General features: G+C 67.7%; 19 protein-coding genes and 1 pseudogene. 11 read left to right on the forward strand and 9 right to left on the reverse strand.

Going from position 1 to position 19333, the window contains the following annotated elements:
- Positions 1–98: 98 nt before the first annotated feature.
- Positions 99–788: a hypothetical protein gene (locus tag DSM26151_RS12195; protein ID WP_234659796.1), complete on the forward strand. Its 690-nt coding sequence runs from the start codon at positions 99–101 to the stop codon at positions 786–788.
- Positions 789–908: 120 nt separating this feature from the next.
- Here DSM26151_RS12195 and DSM26151_RS12200 read toward each other — a convergent pair whose 3' ends face one another.
- Positions 909–1826, reverse strand: coding sequence for a hypothetical protein (locus tag DSM26151_RS12200; RefSeq protein WP_234659797.1), 918 nt, complete (start codon positions 1824–1826; stop codon positions 909–911).
- A 388-nt stretch (positions 1827–2214) separates the two neighbouring features.
- Here DSM26151_RS12200 and DSM26151_RS12205 point away from each other — a divergent pair, with 388 nt between their 5' ends.
- Positions 2215–3078: a hypothetical protein gene (locus tag DSM26151_RS12205; protein ID WP_234659798.1), complete on the forward strand. Its 864-nt coding sequence runs from the start codon at positions 2215–2217 to the stop codon at positions 3076–3078.
- A 16-nt stretch (positions 3079–3094) separates the two neighbouring features.
- Here the strand turns inward: DSM26151_RS12205 and DSM26151_RS12210 are convergent, their stop codons facing one another.
- Positions 3095–3499: a hypothetical protein gene (locus DSM26151_RS12210; RefSeq protein WP_234659799.1), complete on the reverse strand. Its 405-nt coding sequence runs from the start codon at positions 3497–3499 to the stop codon at positions 3095–3097.
- 66 nt (positions 3500–3565) lie between these two features.
- Complete coding sequence (locus DSM26151_RS12215; RefSeq protein WP_234659800.1) at positions 3566–3856, reverse strand: hypothetical protein; 291 nt, start codon at positions 3854–3856, stop codon at positions 3566–3568.
- A 164-nt stretch (positions 3857–4020) separates the two neighbouring features.
- Here DSM26151_RS12215 and mobF point away from each other — a divergent pair, with 164 nt between their 5' ends.
- The 3 genes from mobF to DSM26151_RS12230 all read left to right on the forward strand — a co-directional run bounded on the left by mobF (position 4021) and on the right by DSM26151_RS12230 (position 8619).
- Positions 4021–6717: a MobF family relaxase gene (gene mobF, locus DSM26151_RS12220; RefSeq protein WP_234659801.1), complete on the forward strand. Its 2697-nt coding sequence runs from the start codon at positions 4021–4023 to the stop codon at positions 6715–6717.
- A gap of 340 nt (positions 6718–7057) precedes the next feature.
- A complete protein-coding gene (locus DSM26151_RS12225; protein WP_234659802.1) occupies positions 7058–7327 on the forward strand; it encodes a helix-turn-helix domain-containing protein in 270 nt (89 codons plus the stop codon).
- On the forward strand, positions 7324–8619 hold the full coding sequence (locus tag DSM26151_RS12230; protein WP_234659803.1) for a type II toxin-antitoxin system HipA family toxin: 1296 nt from the start codon (positions 7324–7326) through the stop codon (positions 8617–8619). Before DSM26151_RS12225 ends, DSM26151_RS12230 begins: the two co-directional genes overlap by 4 nt.
- A 138-nt stretch (positions 8620–8757) precedes the next feature.
- Here the strand turns inward: DSM26151_RS12230 and DSM26151_RS12235 are convergent, their stop codons facing one another.
- On the reverse strand, positions 8758–9837 hold the full coding sequence (locus tag DSM26151_RS12235) for a hypothetical protein (protein ID WP_234659804.1): 1080 nt from the start codon (positions 9835–9837) through the stop codon (positions 8758–8760).
- Between DSM26151_RS12235 and DSM26151_RS12240 the strand changes: the two genes are divergently transcribed.
- The 3 genes and pseudogenes from DSM26151_RS12240 to DSM26151_RS12250 all read left to right on the forward strand — a co-directional run.
- Complete coding sequence (locus DSM26151_RS12240) at positions 9812–10273, forward strand: GIY-YIG nuclease family protein (RefSeq protein ID WP_234659805.1); 462 nt, start codon at positions 9812–9814, stop codon at positions 10271–10273. The genes DSM26151_RS12235 and DSM26151_RS12240 overlap by 26 nt on opposite strands.
- Positions 10274–10605: 332 nt before the next feature.
- Complete coding sequence (locus DSM26151_RS12245; RefSeq protein ID WP_433997120.1) at positions 10606–11874, forward strand: integrase core domain-containing protein; 1269 nt, start codon at positions 10606–10608, stop codon at positions 11872–11874.
- 251 nt (positions 11875–12125) lie between these two features.
- Positions 12126–12479, forward strand: a pseudogene (locus DSM26151_RS12250) (integrase core domain-containing protein); the annotation flags it as partial.
- Between the two features lie 722 nt (positions 12480–13201).
- On the opposite strand, the gene DSM26151_RS12255 reads toward DSM26151_RS12250, so the two are convergent.
- Positions 13202–14350, reverse strand: coding sequence for a cation:proton antiporter (locus tag DSM26151_RS12255; protein WP_234661892.1), 1149 nt, complete (start codon positions 14348–14350; stop codon positions 13202–13204).
- Positions 14317–14463 carry a hypothetical protein gene (locus DSM26151_RS12260; protein WP_234661928.1) on the reverse strand — a complete coding sequence of 49 codons (147 nt, stop codon included), beginning with the start codon at positions 14461–14463 and terminating at the stop codon, positions 14317–14319. Before DSM26151_RS12260 ends, DSM26151_RS12255 begins: the two co-directional genes overlap by 34 nt.
- Positions 14464–14766: 303 nt before the next feature.
- Here DSM26151_RS12260 and DSM26151_RS12265 point away from each other — a divergent pair, with 303 nt between their 5' ends.
- Positions 14767–15315: a YggT family protein gene (locus DSM26151_RS12265; protein ID WP_234659806.1), complete on the forward strand. Its 549-nt coding sequence runs from the start codon at positions 14767–14769 to the stop codon at positions 15313–15315.
- An 18-nt stretch (positions 15316–15333) separates the two neighbouring features.
- On the opposite strand, the gene DSM26151_RS12270 is transcribed toward DSM26151_RS12265, so the two are convergent.
- The 3 genes from DSM26151_RS12270 to DSM26151_RS12280 all read right to left on the reverse strand — a co-directional run bounded on the left by DSM26151_RS12270 (position 15334) and on the right by DSM26151_RS12280 (position 17549).
- Entirely contained in the window at positions 15334–15621 is a 288-nt protein-coding gene (locus tag DSM26151_RS12270) for an iron-sulfur cluster assembly accessory protein (RefSeq protein WP_234659807.1), read from the reverse strand.
- Between the two features lie 120 nt (positions 15622–15741).
- Positions 15742–16392: a hypothetical protein gene (locus tag DSM26151_RS12275; protein ID WP_234659808.1), complete on the reverse strand. Its 651-nt coding sequence runs from the start codon at positions 16390–16392 to the stop codon at positions 15742–15744.
- 113 nt (positions 16393–16505) lie between these two features.
- Entirely contained in the window at positions 16506–17549 is a 1044-nt protein-coding gene (locus DSM26151_RS12280; protein WP_234659809.1) for an alcohol dehydrogenase catalytic domain-containing protein, read from the reverse strand.
- Between the two features lie 200 nt (positions 17550–17749).
- Between DSM26151_RS12280 and DSM26151_RS12285 the strand changes: the two genes are divergently transcribed.
- Positions 17750–18754, forward strand: coding sequence for a DMT family transporter (locus DSM26151_RS12285; RefSeq protein ID WP_234659810.1), 1005 nt, complete (start codon positions 17750–17752; stop codon positions 18752–18754).
- Positions 18718–19284 carry a dihydrofolate reductase family protein gene (locus tag DSM26151_RS12290; protein WP_234659811.1) on the forward strand — a complete coding sequence of 189 codons (567 nt, stop codon included), beginning with the start codon at positions 18718–18720 and terminating at the stop codon, positions 19282–19284. Before DSM26151_RS12285 ends, DSM26151_RS12290 begins: the two co-directional genes overlap by 37 nt.
- Positions 19285–19333: the final 49 nt, after the last annotated feature.

Consider the following 19333-nt stretch of genomic DNA (forward strand, 5'->3'; position numbering starts at 1 on the left):
CGCCGCTTGCCTCGCTACGCGGCTATTTGCAGGTACCTGAGATTACCACCGTTTCGCATGTTTCGGCAACTACCTGAGATCATGGCTAGACTCGGATCATGGCCAAGCCCTCTCCCCGACCCGGTGACCAGTCCTTCGACGGCTTGCTGGTGCGGGACGACCTGCCCGACGGCTGGTACCTCCCGAACCGGTTCCCCGGCGAGCGCGACGACGATGCGAGCGCGAATATCGACGCGGTGCTCGGGTACGACGACCATCGTTCGCCGGCCGACTCCGACCAGAACGAGACCACCGACGGCCGCTGGCGCTACCTCGAGCACGAGGCCACGCACACCCGCGTGATGATCCGCCTGCAACGGCAGCTCTTCGCCGTGCCCGAAGAGGTGCGCATCACCGGCGTGATATACCTGCCCTGGCGCCCGGGCGAACCCATCACGAGCCAGCTCCTCCGCGAGTTGCCGACCGCCCGCATCGAGGCCGCGATCAACAAGCGGCTGTTCGCGATGAAGCGAACCGAGACGATCACGGGTGGCAAGATCGTGCTGCCGTCGGGTCGGAAAGTCAGCGAGCGCGAACTTCTCAAGCCGCTTGGCGATCCGAAGAAAGTGGCAGATTTCTACGAGCTCGTCGCACTGCAGCACGGCCGGCTAGCGCAGCGGGGCGACGCGAATCCGAGCGCGACGATGGCACGAATCAACGGTGTCGCCCTCTCCACAGCCCAAGGCTGGATCACCAAGGCCCGCGACCGCAGGCTACTGCCGCCTGGGCGACGCGGCCGCGCCGGGTAGCAACGCCTGCTCGGGACGGTCACCTGCTCGCACACGTCAAGATCCGACAGTCGCCGCGGCAGTTTAGCTCGCTGACGAGACCTACTAGTCCTCTTTGCCGCCTCAAACGGCGCCGAGGTTCTAGCGTCGTGCGTCCGAATCCGGCTGACGGGCGAAGTGTGTAGCCGTACGGCTTGCTCTGGCCTCCGCACGGAGTTCTCGCATTGTGGCCATCGCGCCCTTGAACGTCGACTCCTGGCCAAGCCTCGGCAGCCATTGGAGCTTGATCGCGCGTGCGTACCTGAGGCGGCCGCGAATGCCAAGCACGACAGCGAATCGCACTCTCAGGGGTGGTTTGACGCGGTCGTTGTGCCAAGGGAGCAGTGTGAGAACCGTCTCGAGCGCGGAGATAACGCCAACGACGTAGGCAAACGGCAGGACAGCCATCGGCAGCCAGATCGACATGGCGAGTATGAGGCCGGTTCCGACAACCTCGGCTCCAGTCCACTCCCGATTCAAGACGCCAACGGCCGTCGCCACGATAAGGACGATCCCGATCATCACAAGCACGAAGTTTGCAAAGACGACCGCCGGCTTTCCGTTTTCCTGTCGAGCCGCGAACACTGCGAGGGCAGTTGCGATGACGCCGAATACTTGGAGGACCAGCTCTGCGACGAGCGGCAGCGATTCGAGGTTGACATACGCCGCAGCAAGGGCCGAAATGCCTACCGTGGCCTTCGCCGCATCTCGGATAAGGTGGCCGCCGTCCCCCTTGCCCGTGATGCTTCTGGCGATCAGCGGGAAGCCGACCGCAGCGGCCGTGATGATTGTGTCCTTGAGCATGTATGCATGCCAGAGCCAGGTCGTGGCCGCGCCCCATATGACCAAGGCAACGTAGCCGGCATAAGCGGCATAGAGGACGAGCAGCCTGCCGGCGAACGCTGAACGGAGCACCCCGACTATCGCCGACCAAGTGCCGCGGCGGTCGCGAACGAGCGCGAAGATGACTATCGCGGCCAGAATGATGAGCGAGGCAATCTCGCGATCGGTCAGGAGCATCGGCGCCGAGAATTCCCAGGCCAACAACATGACATCCCCACGTCATCGTCAACGAGATTCAGACGCACCGCACTAGAGGCGTTCAACTCGGACGGCGCGACTCATGCCCTCGACTTGCATCTTTCCGCTGGATACGCTCACAGCGGGCCGGTAGGCGTATCGATATTCGTAGCGGTACTCGACCTGTCGCCACACCGAGCCGTCTGTGAGCTTCACGACAGTGTCCCCGTCCCATCCGTTCCATTCGCCATCAACTCGCAGTGTCAATTGGACCACCTCTCCGCCCTCTGGGTTCCTGGCCACGCTAGGCCCAACCTCAGACATCGGCGGCTGCATCAGACCCTTCTGCGTGTTGCCCGCCGCCAATCCGAAATGGAGAGTCTTGAGCATGCCGCGACGAAATCTATTGCAGGGCTGGTGCGCAGAAGGGGTGACACTAACGGGTGCGCTCGAAGGCGTCCCAGCCTCCTCGCATCAAGCGCGAGAGTCAGAATTTGCCTCGGCTGGCGCCGACGAGTCGCGTGCCGCCCTGTACCTGCACCTGTTCACGGGTAGTTTGCCGCAACTGGAAGACACTGCCGGACGACAGAGTGCGGTCGACCTCACACTTCATTCCAACTATGGCCTAGTCGGCATCGCCGAGGTCACTTCTACGCTCGATAGGCATTTCCAACGTGATTCCGGTCAATTGAGACGCCTCGTCGCGAGCGTGAACGCTGAGTATGCCGGTACTGGCGCCTGGTCACTCGGCTTCGAATACGGCTGGTCGATGCCCACGAACACGCAGTTGCCGGGACTAGCGCAGAGATTATCCGCCGAGTTGGAGCGAGCCGATGCCTCCACTAACGATGACGAGGCCGTGACGCTCGCAGAACACGTCCTCGCATATCGAGTCGAGCAAGGGCTAGGCCCACGCGTGCACCTGGCCAGCTGGAGCGCCAATGTTCCAACATCAGCCGACACCCCCTACCTGGATCGTCTCTCGACGTACCTCGCAGAGTCAGATCTGATCGCAAGGAAGCTCGCGAAGCTCGCGGCCGAAGGCGAGCGACTCGGCACCAACAGTCTGCACCTTTATCTCCTGATGGCTTCGACCGGCGTCGACGGCGGGTTATTGCCAAGCTCGCCGTCGTTCTTCACTTGGGGAAGATTTGCCTGCCCTGCTCCTGCCACCGATCTCTGGCTCGACGGCGGCACCGGTGAGATCTACCACTGGAGTCAAGACACGGGTTGGGTCTTCCACCGGGTCTAGTCCCGCTGAAGGGCCGTCAATCGAAGGAGTTTAGGGGCGCCTTCGCTTTGGCCGACAGACGCTCGAGCGCAGCGACGACATCCCAGAAGTTTGCATCGAGCCACTCTTTCGCATCCGCCGATCCACGGTGTTTTGCCCCTACGCGAGTGCTCTTCAGCGCGTGGAGAGTCTGGCTCGAGCGCTCATCGATCAGTCCCTGGTCGTGAGCTCCATCGATGAGTTCAGCGAAGCTCATCCGTTTGGATCGCGGCAGGCCAAGGGACTTCAGCATGAGCTCAGCGGCGGTGTGAATCTCTTCGATCAACACCTCCGCTGCGACTTCCTGGAAATGCCACGAGGCGAGCAAGTCCATCGTTATGACTAGCCGGTCGGCGAGGTGAGGGGCGTTCGTTGGAAACAGATCATGGATCACCCCGGTCACGGGTATCGACCTGCCGCTAAGCGTCGGTATCCAGTCCTCGGGATACCGCTCGTACATCATGCCTCGTTAGCGATTGAGGATTTCAATCAAGCCATTCGCTGTCTTCCGACGCGCCGAGGCCGTACGACCGGACACCGTCGCCTCTGCGATCGTTGGCAGATCTCGACGAAGCCTTTCAAGCAGGATGTCAAGCGCGTAGGTTTGGCCGTTCAGCGCGATGTAGGCCGTACCCGCGAGGACGGTGGTCGACACCCTCACTCTCAGCTTTCGCGCGCGGCGCCGGATCGCCGCAAAGCAGGCCCGCACGACCGGAAGGTCACCTTCCGATACGTGGAACGTGGCATCGAATCCAGCCATGATCACGACCACTTCCAACGTCGGCTGTTGACGGCGCTCGTTGGCATGTTCGTGATACTAGGAGCTCCCACCGAAGCTACGCCGTTCGCCACGGCAAACCCGTCTGAATGGACGTATGCTACCGTAGGTAGTTGCAAGAACCTGAGCTAGCTCGGAGGCCGGCAATGAAGGGCGGCGTGATCCTGTACCGGGGTTCCGGGGCAGACGCGCGCCGCTACCTCGAGTCGGATCGGTCGCGTGCCGACGAGTACTACCTCGAGGGCGGGACATCCCTCGCCGAGTTCTCAGTCGTGGACGGCAATGGCGCCGTGATCGGCGATGGCGCGCTGACGCCCGACGAGTACGCCCAGTGGGTCGACTGGGTCAATCCGCTCACCGGCGAGTCGATGGGCAAGCCTCGCCTGCCCGGCGACGGGCGCCACGGATCGCCGCGATTCGCGGAGATGGTCGTGAACGCGCCCAAGTCGCTGTCGATCGCGGCCGCGCTGCATCCCGATGTATCGGATGCGCTCGACGCCGCCCAGCGCGACGCGGTCGCCGAGATCCGTGCCTGGCTCGGCCAGCACTCTGTCACCCGCGTTGGTCCGCGCGGGGCGCAGCGGGTCGTACCCATCGAGCAGCTCGAGACCATCGCCGTCTCGCACAAGACGTCGCGGGCCGGCGACCCGCACCGCCACATCCACTTCCAGGTCGGCACGAGAGTGTGGGCCGCTGACGCATGGCGCGGCCTCGACACGGCGGCGCTGTTCCGGCAGCAGGGCGCGATCCGCTCGCTCGGCACGGCCGTCATCGCCGCGCATCCGCAGCTCGCTGACGCGCTCGACGCGCATGGCCTCACCCTCGACCCCGTCACCGGCGAGGTCGCCGAGCTGCAGCCGTTCAACGCGGTCATGAGCAAGCGCGCCGTACAGGTCGCGGGCAATCTCGCGCGGTTCGAGCAGGAATGGCGCAGCTCGCATCCCGGCCAGGAGCCCGGCCCGGCGGCGATGACGCGGCTCACGGCGATGGCGTGGGACCACGAGCGACCGCACAAGAGGCCGACCAAGCTCGGATGCGAGTCGACCTGGCGGTCCGAACTCGAGGATGCTGGCTACCGACCCGACCTCGAGCGGGCGCCGGCCCACCCGCCGGTCACACTCGACGAACTGCGGGTCCAGGATGTCGCTTCCCGCGCCCTCGACCGTTGCGCGGCGGCCGCTTCGGCATGGACCGTGCATGACGTCCAGGACCAGGTCACGCGCATCATCACCGAAGCCGGCGTGCGCGCCGAACCGCGACCGTTGCGTGAGCTCATCATGCCCGCGACTCGGTTGGCGGCCGACGACTGCCTGTCGGTCCTGCCGCCTGATGACCCGCATCCCGAGCACGTCGCCCACCTGACGAGTGTGCACGTCATCGCCTGCGAGACCCGGCTCCGCGATCTGCTCACTGCGCGCGCGACGGTCACCGGACATCGCACGCCAGACCTGCGCCGCATCGCACGCCGGCTCCGTCTAAACCCGGCGCAGGCCCGAGCGGCTGCAGCGATCACGTCCGTCGACCAGCTCGTCGTCGTCGAAGGCGCCGCCGGCGCAGGCAAGACAACGATGCTTGCCGCTGCCATCGCGGCCGCCGCCGAGCACGGTCGCGCAACGCGGGTCGTCACGCCGACGAAGAAGGCCGCGGATGTCGCACACCACGAACTCGGGATCGCCGCCGACAGTGTCGCGAAGCTCCTCTACGAGCACGGATGGCGATGGAATCGCGACGGGGTCTGGAATCGGCTCGCCGTGGGCGAGCGCGACCCTGCGACGGACGCCCGGTACGCCGGCCCCGATGCATCCGCTCGGCTCAGCCGTGGTGAACGGGTCGTCGTCGACGAAGCGGGCATGCTCGACCAGGAGACGGCGCTCGCGCTCCTGACCCTCGCCGACGAGTACGGCGCGACGCTGGCGCTCGTCGGCGATCGAGCGCAGCTCGCCGCGGTGGGCCGCGGTGGCGTGCTCGACATTGCCGCGCAACTCCTCCCCCATGTCCACAGCATGACGACCGCGCACCGCTTCACCGACCCCGGGTACGCCGCGCTCACGGTGCGGATGCGCCGAAGAGAGGATCCAGCGCTGCTGTTCGACGAGCTTCAGGCGCACGGACTAGTCACTCTGCATGACAGTCCGGATTCCGTGCAGGACGCGCTTGCGCGGGAACGGCGTGACGGCGAGGCGATCACTGTTGCGACGAACGATGAAGCGCGCGAGCTGAACGAGCGGATACGCGACGAGCGGGTGCGAACTGGCGAGGTCGACAACGCCCGCACGGCTGTTGGCGCCGACGGGCTGAGCCTAGGGCGTGGTGATGTCATACAGACGCGGCAGAACGACTCGAGAATCCGAGTGGCGAATCGGCAGACGTGGGTCGTTCAACACGTAGGTGACGACGGGGAGGTGTGGGCGAGGGAGGCGGTATGTGGACGTCACAAACGCATTGTGCGGCTACCGACCGCGTACGTCGCCGAGCATATCCACCTCGCGTACGCCTCGACCGCCTACGGAATGCAAGGCGCTACCGTGCCCGATTCGCACACGCTGCTCAGCGACGCCATGGATGCGGCGAGCATCTATGTGGGAATCACGCGCGGCCGAAATGTCAACCGTCTACACGTCGTCGCGGCCGACGCAGACGATGCCCGCCAACAGTTTGAGCTCGCCATGGAGCGTGACCGCGCGGATCGTGGGCTTGGGTACGCAACCGCTGCCGCACGTGAGGCATTGCACGGTCTTGCACCCGTCGGTAGCGAACGGCAAGGCACTCGACGTCCGACTGCGGCCGACTTCGGCCGGAGCGCGAATCGGCGCGGGATACCGGACAGCGGGTTTCGGCGGTAAGACTCGCTGCCCTTCAATTTGCACCGATCAACCGTGCGAGGCTTCATGGCAGCGCCGAAGAAGGGGTCTGCGCGAAGGCAACGGGTCGATGACGCCGTCGAGGCCACTGGGGAGCGGCGAGCCCAAGGCGTCGATCGGCCGCCTCAATGCGGTTCTTCTGTCTCGCAAGGGACAACGACCGGTCGCGTACTCGTCAATGTGACGTCGCGGTTCCGACCGACCCGATGTACGAGTTGACGTACATCTTCCGGCATGTCAGAATCCTCGTACATCTAGCTTTTGTCAGGAAATTCGTACAGTGCACCGTCGACCCAGACCGCCGTAGAGAGGGGAACGAGCGATGTTCGTCAGCACGGCCCGTGATTGGGGCAACATCGTTCGGGACCGGCGTATCGAACTCGGCATGACGCAGGAGGAGCTGGCCGACCGTATCGGAAGGGCGCGCCAGTGGGTCGTCCGCTTCGAGTCGGGTCATGCTGGCAGCGCGAGCATCGGCAACCTGATCAGTCTTCTCGACGCTCTCGATCTCTATGCGGAGGTAAGCGCGAGCGGTGAGGATCCAGACCCGATGTTCATGGACGTCGACATAAGGGACCCGTGGGAGCAATGAGACTCACTGCGTACCTCAATGGCACCCGGGTCGGCTGGTTCGAGCAGCTGGGCGGCGGCACGATCACGCTCGAGTACGACAGGGCCTGGCAGCAGCGAGCCAGCCGGATCGAGCTGTCCCTGTCCGTGCCTAAGAGCCGTCGCGTCCACACGGGCGCGGCTCCGGGAAACTACCTGTGGAACCTACTGCCGGACAACACGGACGTCCTCGAGCGGTGGGGCAGGCAATTCGGCGTCTCAGCTCGGAATCCGATGGCTCTGCTCGCGAACGTCGGTCTGGATGCCGCCGGCGCAGTTCAACTGGTTGCCAGCGGCGATCAGGACGACCCGGAGCTGTCCGGCGAGGGCGGCGTGGAACATATCGACGAGGCCGGCATCGCGGCACATCTGCGCACGCTGCGCAGAGACCCGTCTGCCTGGATAGCGTCGGACTACGACGGCGGATACTTCTCGCTAGCCGGCGCGCAGTCGAAGTTCACGCTCACCCGGACGCCAGATGGATGGGGCGTCCCGACCGGACGCAGCGCGTCGACACATATCGTCAAGCCCGGCGTGAGCGGTCTCGCGCGAAGCGATCTGAACGAGCATTTGACTATGCGCGCTGCACACTTCCTCGGGCTCACTGTGGCGCTGAGCAGAGTGGAGCGGTTCGAGGACGAAACCTCGATCGTGATCACCCGGTTCGACCGTGCTCGGACAGCCGACGGCACGGTAATCCGCCTGCATCAGGAGGACTTCGCGCAAGCCACGGGCACACACCCGTCCGCGAAGTATCAGAACGAGGGCGGCCCCGGCATCGCCGCCATCGGCGAACTGATGCGCGAGAACCTCGGACGCCCGGCGTTCAGTGAGGTCGAGCGGTTCTTCGAGGCCACGCTGTTCAATTGGGCCGTGCTCGGCACCGACGCACACGCGAAGAACTACGCCCTGACATACTCCGGGACGCGAAGCGCGCGGCCGGTCCTCGCGCCGCTCTACGACCTCGGCTCGGCGCTGGCGTACCCAGAGATCAACAATCGCCGCGCCAAGCTGGCCATGTCCTACGGCGGGCACTATCGCGCCAGCGAGATCGAGCCGCGGCATCTCGTCCGGGAAGCGGCGGCTTTGGGACTGACCGAGGAGTGGGTGCTCGATCGCGCGCGGCACCTGGTCCACGGATTGCCCGAGGCGCTCGGACGGGCAATCGATGAAGCAAAGCTGACGGGCGACGACGCTCTGTTCGCCGCCATGCTCAGCGACCGTGCGCGAGAACGGACCAACGAACTTGGGAGACAGTTGGCTCGTCGCTTGTAGGCGGTCCGTCAGCTCCTCGCACTGGCGGGCGGCGCCTGATCTTGTGGCCCTCCCTCATTGGTCGTCCGATCCGGGAAGCCGGGCGGCCGACGCCTTCTCGGGCCGGCAGCCAGACTATGCAGGCTCGGCGTCCGGGTCTTAGGGCTCCGCGGTCATTTTCGTCCAGCTGAGCAGGTCCGGATGCCGGTCGGCCCATTCCTCGAGCGGCGTGGTGTCGAGGTCTAGGTAGTCGAGGATGGTGTGTGCTGCCAGGTAGATCGAGGTGCACGACACCGCGAACTGCCATCGAACGACGTCGGGTTCTGCGTAGTAACTCTTGTAGTCGTATCCGTCGTGCGCGACTGACACCGTCTGCTTCTGGAGGCGGAAGATCGACGGGTGGGTGAAGCCCGACAGCACGTCATAGAGCCCGTGGGTGGATATGAGGTTCCCGAGGAGCCTGACCGCGTGGCCCAGACCGGCATTCGGCTCGCCACCGACCGACCACTCGTCGAGATCCTTCACGTTCTCGAATAACGCGATGTCCGGGAAGGTGCGCCGAGCGTCGCCCAATACCTTCTCCCGCAGCGCCTTCGCCTCGCTCGCGCTCGCCTTGTCTCGCATCGTCTTCGCGGAGAGCCTCATCATCTGCGCGCTGGTGATCAACTCCATGTACCAGCGGGCAAGCCGGCCGGTGGGCGTCGCGTCGGGATCCAGCAGCCAGATGACACGGCTGCAGTGCTCGACGAGAGTTCTCGTCACCGTCCAGCCGACGAGCACGAGATCGGGCCCGACCAGATGCTCGAGCGCGCGAAGCTGCTGCACCGCGGCGGCGACGTAGGCCGCGGAATGGGTGACAACAGAGCGGGCGACCTTCTCGGGCTGGTCGACCGTCTGAGGCAGCTGCGTGGCTTCGTGCGCGCATTTGCTCGTCGGGAGCGTCGGTTTGCCGAGACCGGAAGCAATCGAGTACCAGGTCACGACGAGATCGAGCGCTCCCGCTCGCTCGGCGTCGAAGGTTTCGGCTTCGGGGGACTCAGCGTCCATGGCAGTGCCTTCCTCGTGAAGGTCGTCGGGCAACGTCAGACTACTTATCGCTCCCACATTGGAGCAGGGGCACGGGTGCGGGTGAGGTGTGAGCGCGAGGATGACGATGAACGCGAGCGTGACGATGAGCGCGATGATGAGCACGAAGCCGGGCGTAAGGAAGAGCATGAACAACAGCACGAGCACGAGCACGAGCGGAAACATAGGCCCGCTCTCGGCCGAGTGGCAGGCACTGCTTGCAGCGCAACAACGCGATGTCACCTCGATCTCGATATCCGATGTGCCGATCGAGCCGGGGGTCTACCTCTGGCGCCGCGATGGAGAGGTCAACTACGTCGGCACCGCGACGTCGCTACGAGGGCGGGTCTGGCGCAAGCACCTCGGCCGTGGCGTCAGCCTCGGCGGGTCATCTCTGCGGCGGAACATCTGCGAGCTCATCTATGGGATCCCCACGACCGTCACCGGCAGCAAGGACCGCCAGAAGGTGACGCCCGAGCAGGCCGCCGCGATCCGAGCCTGGCTCGACGGATGCACCATCAGCTGGACCATCTCCGACTCCGCCGCCGACGCCTTGGCGCTCGAGACAGTGCTGCTTGGCGAGTACCGCCCGCCTCTCAACCGGAAGTAGCCGGGGCAGCGGTCCCAACTGTGCCGTTGCGGCGCTGTCGAGTCGCAGTCACAGTAGTGAGGAGCGGTATTCGTAACTGGCGACAACCAACCGGCCCAGGCGGTTGTGCTCTCGGGGACCAAACGATCGACCCCGCGAGTGAAGTCTCGCCCGCCATTCTCGACCCGCGTAATGCGCGGCGAAGTACCCCTGACGCGTGCCAGCCCAGTCGGCCGAGCGATTGTGTGGAACCGATTGTGATGTCTCAGGACTTCGGTGACGTTTCCGTATCAGGACATCGGTGACGGTTCCGGGGGTCTTGGTGGTGACACTTCGGTGGCTCAGATTGGTGGATGCCGCCGTCTGAGCCCGTCGATCCGCGTGTCCGTCTCGCCATCTCCCAGTGGCCCGATCATGCTCCGCGCGGGGCGGTGACGACGTTCTGTCTGGAGCACGCGATCTCGCGCAAGACGTTCTACGCGATCCGGGCGCGGGCGAAGACCGAGGGGCCGGCAGCGGTGTTGGAGCCGAAGTCACGGCGTCCGCGATCGAGCCCGACCGCGATCGGCGACGACGCGAAACGGCAGGCGATCCGGGTCCGGGCCGCGTTGGAGCAGTCGGGCCTGGATCACGGGCCGATCAGCGTGCACGAGAAGATGCGCTCGCTGGGCATCTCGCCGGTGCCGTCGACGGCGTCGTTGGCGCGGATCTTCCGGGAAGCGGGCGTGGCCCGGGTGGAGCCGAAGAAGAAGCCGCGCGCCGCGTACCGGCGGTTCGTGTACCCGGCGCCGAACGCGTGCTGGCAGGTCGACGCGACCGAGACGGTGCTGACCAGGGGACGCAAGTGCGTGATCTTCCAGCTCATCGACGACCACTCCAGGTACGCGGTCGCGTCGCACGTCGCGTGGGGTGAGACCGCGGACGCCGCGATCCGGCTGCTCGATAAGGGCATCGCCGCGCACGGGGTCCCGCAGCGGCTGCTCAGCGACAACGGGTCCGCGCTCAACCCCGGCCGTCGCGGGTACGTCGGCCAGCTCGTCGCGCACGTGTCCCGGCTCGGGGTCGAGGCGATCACCGGCAAGCCGTACAAGCCGACCACGCAGGGCAAGAACGAACGCTTCCACCAGACCCTGTTCAGGTACCTCGACAAGCAGCCGTTGGCGGACTCGCTCGAGCAGCTGCAGGCGCAGGTCGACGCGTTCGACCTGATCTACAACACCGAACGCCCGCACCAGGCGCTGCCCGGCCGAGTGACCCCGGAAACCGCGTGGCTGGCGACCCCGAAGGCCGACCCGCCACGCCCCAAGCCCGACCGGCCCAGATCGCGGACGTTGCCGGCCGAGTCACCCGTCCGCACCGTACCGACCGAGGACAGTCTGCGCGTCATCAAGCTCCGCGAGAACGGCAGCATCCGGCTCCACAAGGTGACCTACATGATCGACGGGCAACGCGCCGGCGACGACGTGATCGTCATCGAAGACGGCGACGCGATCCTCGTCGCCGACATCGACGGGACGATCCTCATCGAGCACACCAGGCCGGCACCCGGCGTGAAGTACGTCGGCAACGGCAGACCCCGCGGCCGACGGCCGAAGAGTGTCCCAGTGTCACCGATGTCCTGACACACGAACCGTCACCGATGTCCTGATGCAGAACCGTCACCGATGTCTTGATACATCACATTGTGTGGAACCGATCTTGGGCCATTAAGTGGAACCGATCTGTGATGTCTCAGGACTTCGGTGACGTTTCCGCATCAGGACATCGGTGACGGTTCCGGGGGTCTTGGTGGTGACACTTCGGTGGCCCAGATTGGTGGATGCCGCCGTCTGCGCCCGTCGATCCTCGTGTCCGTCTCGCCATCCGGCTGCTCGATAAGGGCATCGCCGCGCACGGGGTCCCGCAGCGGCTGCTCAGCGACAACGGGTCCGCGCTCAACCCCGGCCGTCGCGGGTACGTCGGGCAGCTCGTCGCGCATGTGTCCCGGCTCGGGGTCGAGGCGATCACCGGCAAGCCGTACAAGCCGACCACGCAGGGCAAGAACGAACGCTTCCACCAGACCCTGTTCCGGTACCTCGACAAGCAGCCGTTGGCGGACTCGCTCGAGCAGCTGCAGTCGCAGGTCGACGCGTTCGACCTGATCTACAACACCGAACGCCCGCACCAGGGACTGCCCGGCCGAGTGACTCCGGAAGCCGCGTGGCTGGCGACACCGAAGGCCGACCCGCCACGCCCCAAGCCCGACCGGCCCAGATCGCGGACGTTGCCGGCCGAGGCACCCGTCCGCACCGTGCCGACCGAGGACACTCTGCGCGTCATCAAGCTCCGCGAGAACGGCAGCATCCGACTCCACAGGGTGACGTACATGATCGACGGGCAACGCGCCGGCGACGACGTGATCGTCATCGAAGACGGCGACGCGATCATCGTCGCCGATCTCGACGGCACGATCCTCATCGAGCACACCAGGCCGGCGCCCGGCGTCAAGTACGTCGGCAACGGCAGACCCCGCGGCCGACGACCGAAGAGCATCCCAGTGTCACCGATGTCCTGACACACGAACTGTCACCGATGTCCTGACGCAGAACCGTCACCGATGTCTTGATACGTCACAAAGTGGAACCGATCTTGGGCCATTAAAGGGCCATTAATGGTCCAAGAAGCAACTGAAACCAACTACGACGATTTCGCGGAATCCCTGATCAGCGCGATATCGCAACCACAAGAACAGTGCCGAAAACCGCCCAGGCTCACTGAAAATCGAAAGGTCACCGGATCGATGCCGGTCGGAGCCACAGTCAAAACCCCCGGTTTACCGGGGGTTTTTTCGTGTCAGCGGGTCATTCCGCGCGACGCTCGGTGAGACTGTGCCGGTCGTTCGCGCTGCCATCCACGCTCGGGCGGCTCGGGCAAGCTCCGCGGCATCCGTCGCCGAGGCTCATGTGCGTCTCAGCGGTGGATCTGCCTGCGTGATCTTGGTGCGGCGCCGTCGGGCGAGATGCCGTCGCGATGCCCGAGCGCGTAGCGCATGCCGAGGGTACCGGCGGTGACACCGTGGACGACGACACTCAGCAACACGGTGAACGCGACGACCGAGACCGCTTGACCGGCCGCCGCCGAAGGCGCGAGCTCCTCGATCGCGAGGAGCGCGAACACGACGGAGGCGAGACCTCGCGGACCGAACCATCCGATGAAGAGGACGGTGGGCCGGTCCTGCCCGGTGCCGAGCATGCCGAGCGCGACGGGAACGAGCCGGATCGCAGTCAGGCTCAGCATCGCGTAGACGAGGGTCCACACCGAGAAGTACTCGAAGGCGACGGGAACGAGCGCCGCACCGAAGAGGAACCACACCGCGAGCGAGAGCATCTCTCCCAGCAGTTCCGGGAACTCCCCGACCTCGGCCGCGTCGACGACGTCCCGAGGCAGTGCCGCACCGAACGCCATCCCCGCGACGAACGCCGCGATGAACCCATTGCCGCCGAGACCCCCGGCGACCGCGAAGCTGCCCACAGCTGCCGCCAGTGTGGCCAGACGGCGCCCTCCGGAGAGGATCCAGCCCCGGCGCGCCCCCGACGCGATCAGCTTCGCCGCGACGAGTCCGATGGCGAGTCCTGCCAGGATGCCGATGGCCAACTCGAGCAGTGGATGGACGGCGGCGGTGTCGGCGTGGTGCCCGTCGAGTTGGTCGGCGGCGACGGCGAGCATGAAGACGACGATCGGGGTGACGATGCCGTCGTTGAGTCCACTCTCGACGTTGAGGGCGCGACGCACCCGCCTCGGTATCCGCTCGTCGTTGATCACCTGGGCGCTCAGGGCGGCATCGGTGGGCGCGAGAGCGGCACCGACGAAGCCCGCGAGTGCCCACGTGAAGTCCTGGAAGAGCCACGCCGCCGCGAGCGCGCCGAGCAGCACCGTCAGTGGGAGGCCGATCCCGAGCAACCGCGCGGGCAACCCGATGTCGTGCCGGAGCCTCGTCAGGTTCACCCTCGCCGCGTCAGCGAACAGCAGCAGCGCCAGCGTCAGCTCGGCGAGGAGATGGATCGCCGGTGCTTCGACGTCGACGCTCAGGGCCCCCAGGCCTGGTTCGCGAGCACGAATCCGAGAACCGAGAACACGAGGGGACCTGTGATGTTCCAGCGGAGGAGGCGCCCCGAAACGACCGTCCACCCGAGGATCAGGAGCATGAGTACGGCGAACGTGGTCTCCGTCATCACTCGGTCCCCTCCATCTCCTCTGGACGGCCGAGCGAACGACTCGCGACGCCCACCGGGTGCGATCGTTCGGATCGTACGTCGCGCCAGGACGTGCGACAACATGCGGTCTGCGTGAAGCAACCGCAGCGGGCGACGCGTCGTGGGGGTCTCGGCGCGAAGCTGCGTCGTCGACGTCGAGCCCGACCACGGGGGTGATGCCGACGAGCGAAGGACTGGCGACCCTTGCGCTCGCGACGGCCGGTCGGCTTGGGTGGTCGGAGCAGGTGAACCGACGACCGACCACCGATCAGGGGATGCGCGATGACGACGACCGAGAGCGGAACAGCGAGCACGGCACCGGCCGAGTGGAAGCCGCCGTGGTACCTGCGGCTGCTCAAGGGCGCGGCGTGGGTGCTCTACGCGTGGGTGCTCGTCGGGATCGTCGCGCTCGCGCTGCGGGTGTTCCTGCTCGCGTTCTCCGCGAACCCCGATGCGGCGTTCACGGCGTTCGTGTACCGGGTCTCCGAGGATTTCATGCGGCCGTTCCGCGGGATCTTCCCGACCCCCGAGATCGGTGAGACCGGCTACCTCGACGTCTCCGCGATCTTCGCGATCATCATGTACCTGCTGCTGGCCGGCCTCGTCGGCGCGGGGATCGCAGCCCTGGCGCGGCGTATCGAACGGGCCGAGCGTCGGCACCGCGACGAGGTGAATCGGGCGTGGATGGCACGGCACGTGGCATCCGCCGACCCCGCGTACCACGTCAGGATCGAGGCGGAGTCGCCGCCGCCCGGTCCGGCCCAGCCCGGCTCGACGTCGGCCCAGCCGGGCCCGGCGCAGGCCCCGCCCGGCAGCACTCCGCTGCCGTAGGGCCCGCGCCGGCGCGGCTCAGAGCGCCTGGGGCAGGATGTCGAAGGACACGCGCCCGTCCTCCGCGACGCTCGCGTCGAGCGTCTTGTCGTCGAGGGCGATGGTCGCGCGCTCGCCCAGGTACACCCGGGCGCCCGAGTGCTCGACGACGGCGTCGCCGGTCTCGGGTGCGGGCGCGATGGCGACGCCGAACTGCGTCGCGGCCTGGTCCTCGGCCTCGATGCGGAGCCCCGATCCCTCGGGCGCGCCGTTGCCGGCGACGATCTCCTTCACGACGGTGGCCGCGGTGTCGGTCAGTGTGAGCATGTCGTCCTCCTTGCGATCACGAGCGGGCCACGATTCCAGATCGAACGCGCTGCCACCACCCCGGTGCGGCGGTTTCGCTCGTCGCGTACCCTCACGGCCGCGCGCGTCGCGCGCGTGCGGCTACGACGCGTCGGGGCCCGGTTCGGCCGGCTCGCTCGTGCCGCGCAGCAGCACGGGAAGGGTGCGCGCAGCGTAGGGCGAGCCGTCGAAGTCCTCCTCGCGGTGGCCCATGAGCAGCCAGCTCTCGAACGACCGCTCGTAGGTGTCGAGGATGACGCGCACGGCGAGCACGGGCGGCCACGTGAATCGGCGGCCGAGCTTGCGCATGAGGTCTTCGAACACGGGCACGAGCCGTTCCACGAACGATCGTTCGGCCGCCGCCGCGGCATCGCCGCCGCCGTCGGGCGAGGTGAGCGCGCGCAGCCGGCGCTGGGAGCGGATGATGAGCCCGCCGCGGTCGAGCGGCCACGAGTCGGCGAGCATCCGTGCGGCGACGCCGAGCGGGTCGGGCGCTGCCACCTCCGACGCGCCGGCGGCCGTGGCATCCGTCGCCTCGAACGCGTCGACGGCCGACCGCAGCCGGCTCACGCAGTCGAGGACCAACTGCTCGTTGACCGCGTCGAGGAGGTCGTCGTCAGTCGCGAAGAACCTGCGGAACGCCGTCGGGTGCACCCCGTTCTGCTCGCAGATGTCTGCGATGAGCCGGTCGTCGAGCGGCCGGCCGCTGCCGAGCGCGACGCGGGCCGCGCGTGTGAGCCGGTCGATCGTCACCTGTCGGTTCTCCGCGCCTCGGGCCACGCCCACCTCCGGTCCGTCTCGCTCGCTCCGTCGAGGCTACCCCGCTCGGCGGGGATCGCCCGACCGGGGGCCGAGAGCGGATGCCGCTACAGCTCGACGACCGTCATGCGCGAGCCCGCACCGCCGGCGCGTCCCATCGCGGCGAGCGCCTCGGGGACGTCCTGGAGGCCGATGGTCCGGCCCACGAGCTCGATGGGCCGGAACGCCTCGGAGGCGACGGCCCCGAGCATGTCGGGGTACTCGCGTGCGGCCATGCCGTGGCTGCCGAGGATCTCGAGTTCGCCGTCGATGACGGCGTCCATGGGCATCGCGGCGGTGGCGCTCTCGGCGAGCATGAGGCCGATCTGCACGTGGCGTCCGCGCTTCTTCAGGCTGCGGACCGAGGCGAAGGAGGTCGCGGAGCTGCCGAACGCGTCGACGGAGAGATCGACTCCGCCGCCGCTGGCCTCGCGGATGCGTTCGGCGGCGCCCTCGCCGCCGCGGATGGGGGTCGCCCCGAGTTCGGCGGCCGCGGCGAGCGCGGCGTCCGACACGTCGACGCCGAACACCGGCACGCCGGCCGCGACGGCGATCATGATCGCGGACAGGCCGACCCCGCCGCATCCGTGGACGGCGACCTGTTCGCCGGGCTGGAGGCGGCCGCGCGTGATGATGGCGCGGTACGCGGTCGCGAACCGGCAACCGAGTGAGGCTGCCTCGATGAATCCGAGCGTGTCGGGCAGGCGGATGAGGTTGAGTTCGGCCTCGTCGACGACGACGTACTCGGCGAACGAGCCCCAGTGGGTGAAGCCGGGTTGGCGTTGCGCGTCGCAGACCTGTTCGTTGCCGGTCGCGCATTCGCCGCAGCGGCCGCAGGCGCAGATGAAGGGTGCGGTCACCCGGTCGCCGACGGCCCATCCGGCGTCGGTGCCGACGTCGGTGCCGAGTTCGGCGATCTCGCCGGCGAACTCGTGCCCGGGCACGTGCGGCAGGGCGACGGCCGGGTCGTGGCCGCTCCAGGCGTGCCAGTCGCTTCGGCAGAGCCCGGTCGCGCGCACGCGGACGAGCGCTCCGCGCGGGGGGCAGTCGGGGCGGTCGAGCTCGACGATTTCGGGTTCGTCGCCGAATCCGCGGTACATGACGGCGCGCACAGGGTCCTCCTCGGGTGGTGGCCTGCCGCCCATGGGCGGCACCGTGCGCCGGGTCGCGCGCCCCCTCGGCGATGACGTGACGGATGCCGCGGCGAGGCGACCACGGCATCCTATCGGTCGGGTGGTGTCGGCGCGGCCTGCTGTGGGCCGCTCCGATTCGCCCGTTCCGCTCGCGGGTTGATTGTGGAACAATTCAGCCAATGCGCTCCGTCCTGCTCGTGCTCGCGGCCGCCGTGTGCTTCGGCACCACGGGGACCGCGCAGGCGCTCGGACCCGAAGCAGACCCGCTCTCGCTCGGCGCGGCGCGCATCCTGATCGGCGGTGGGGCGCTTGCGGGCGTCGCACTGGCCCTGCACGTCGCCGGACGTCGGCGGGACGCGACCGGGACATCCGTCGCACCGACGTCCGGCGACCGGACCCACCGGGTCCCCGCGTTCGCCCTTGCGGCGCTCGGCGCCGTCGGCGTGCTCGCGTACCAGCCGGCGTTCTTCCTCGGCACCGCGACCAACGGCGTCGCCGTCGGCACGGTCGTCGCGCTCGGGTCGGCGCCCGTGCTCACGGGTGCGCTCGACTGGGCGATCAGGCGGCGGCGACCCGGCCCCGCCTGGTCGGCCGCGACCCTGCTCGCGACGGTCGGCGTGACGCTCCTCGCGTCGGCGACGGGAACCGGTCCGGGCGCGGTCGACCCGCTCGGCATCGCCGCCTCCGTCGGCGCGGGCGGGTCCTATGCGGTCTACACGCTGTCGGGCAAGGCGCTGCTCGACCGCGGCTGGGCGCCAGCGGCGGCCATGGGCTCGATGTTCGGCATCGCGGCCGCGGTGAGCCTCCCGGTCCTGCTCGCCTCCGACGCGTCGTGGCTGGCCGAGCCGGGCGGCGTCGCGATGGCGTTGTGGCTCGGCCTCGTGACGACGACCGCGGCGTACCTCCTGTTCGGGGCGGGCCTGCGCGGCCTCGAGCCGGCGACGGTGTCCACGCTCACGCTCGCCGAGCCGCTGACCGCGACGCTGCTGGGCGTGCTGCTGCTGCAGGAACGACTGCCCGGAACGGCCGTGCTCGGGCTGGCCGTGCTCGCGGCCGGCATCGTCGCGCTCGCCCTCGCGAACGGCAGGCGGATGCCGCGACGGCCGACCTCGACCCGGGTGTCGTCGGTCGCCGATAGCGTCCCAGCATGGGACGCATCCTCTTCGACACCGCCACCGCGCTGAACGGCTTCATCGCCGACGAGCAGAACTCGCTCGCCTGGCTGTTCGCCGTCGACGGCGGCACGACGCCCGATGCCGAGGTCCTCCCCGCGAACGCGGGCGTGCTCGTGGAGGGCTCGACGACGTACGAATGGGTCCTTGCCGAGTCCGACATCCTCGCGCACCCGGAACGATGGCGCGAGTTCCACGGCGACCGACCGACCTTCGTGTTCACGACACGCGACCTGCCCGTGCCCGACGGCGCCGACATCACCTTCCTCCGCGGCGACGTCGCCGACGCGCTCCCGCGCCTGCGCGCCGCGGCCGGCGACACCGACATCTGGGTCGTCGGCGGCGGCGACCTCGCGGGGCAGTTCCTCGACGCCGGCGCGCTCGACGAGATCGCGGTGTCGATCGCACCGGTGCTGCTGACCGGCGGCGCTCCCCTGCTGCCGCGCAGGCTCGAGTCCGATCGCCTCCGGCTGGTCTCGGCGAAAGCGGTCGGCCAGTTCGCGCGACTGGTCTACGCCGTCGAGCCGCCCCGCGGCGCCTGAACGCGGCCCGGGCCGCGCGGCGCAGGCGCAGGCGCAGGCGCAGGCGCAG

This window comes from Agromyces marinus (assembly GCF_021442325.1).
In the GTDB taxonomy this organism is placed as follows: Bacteria; Actinomycetota; Actinomycetes; order Actinomycetales; family Microbacteriaceae; genus Agromyces; species Agromyces marinus.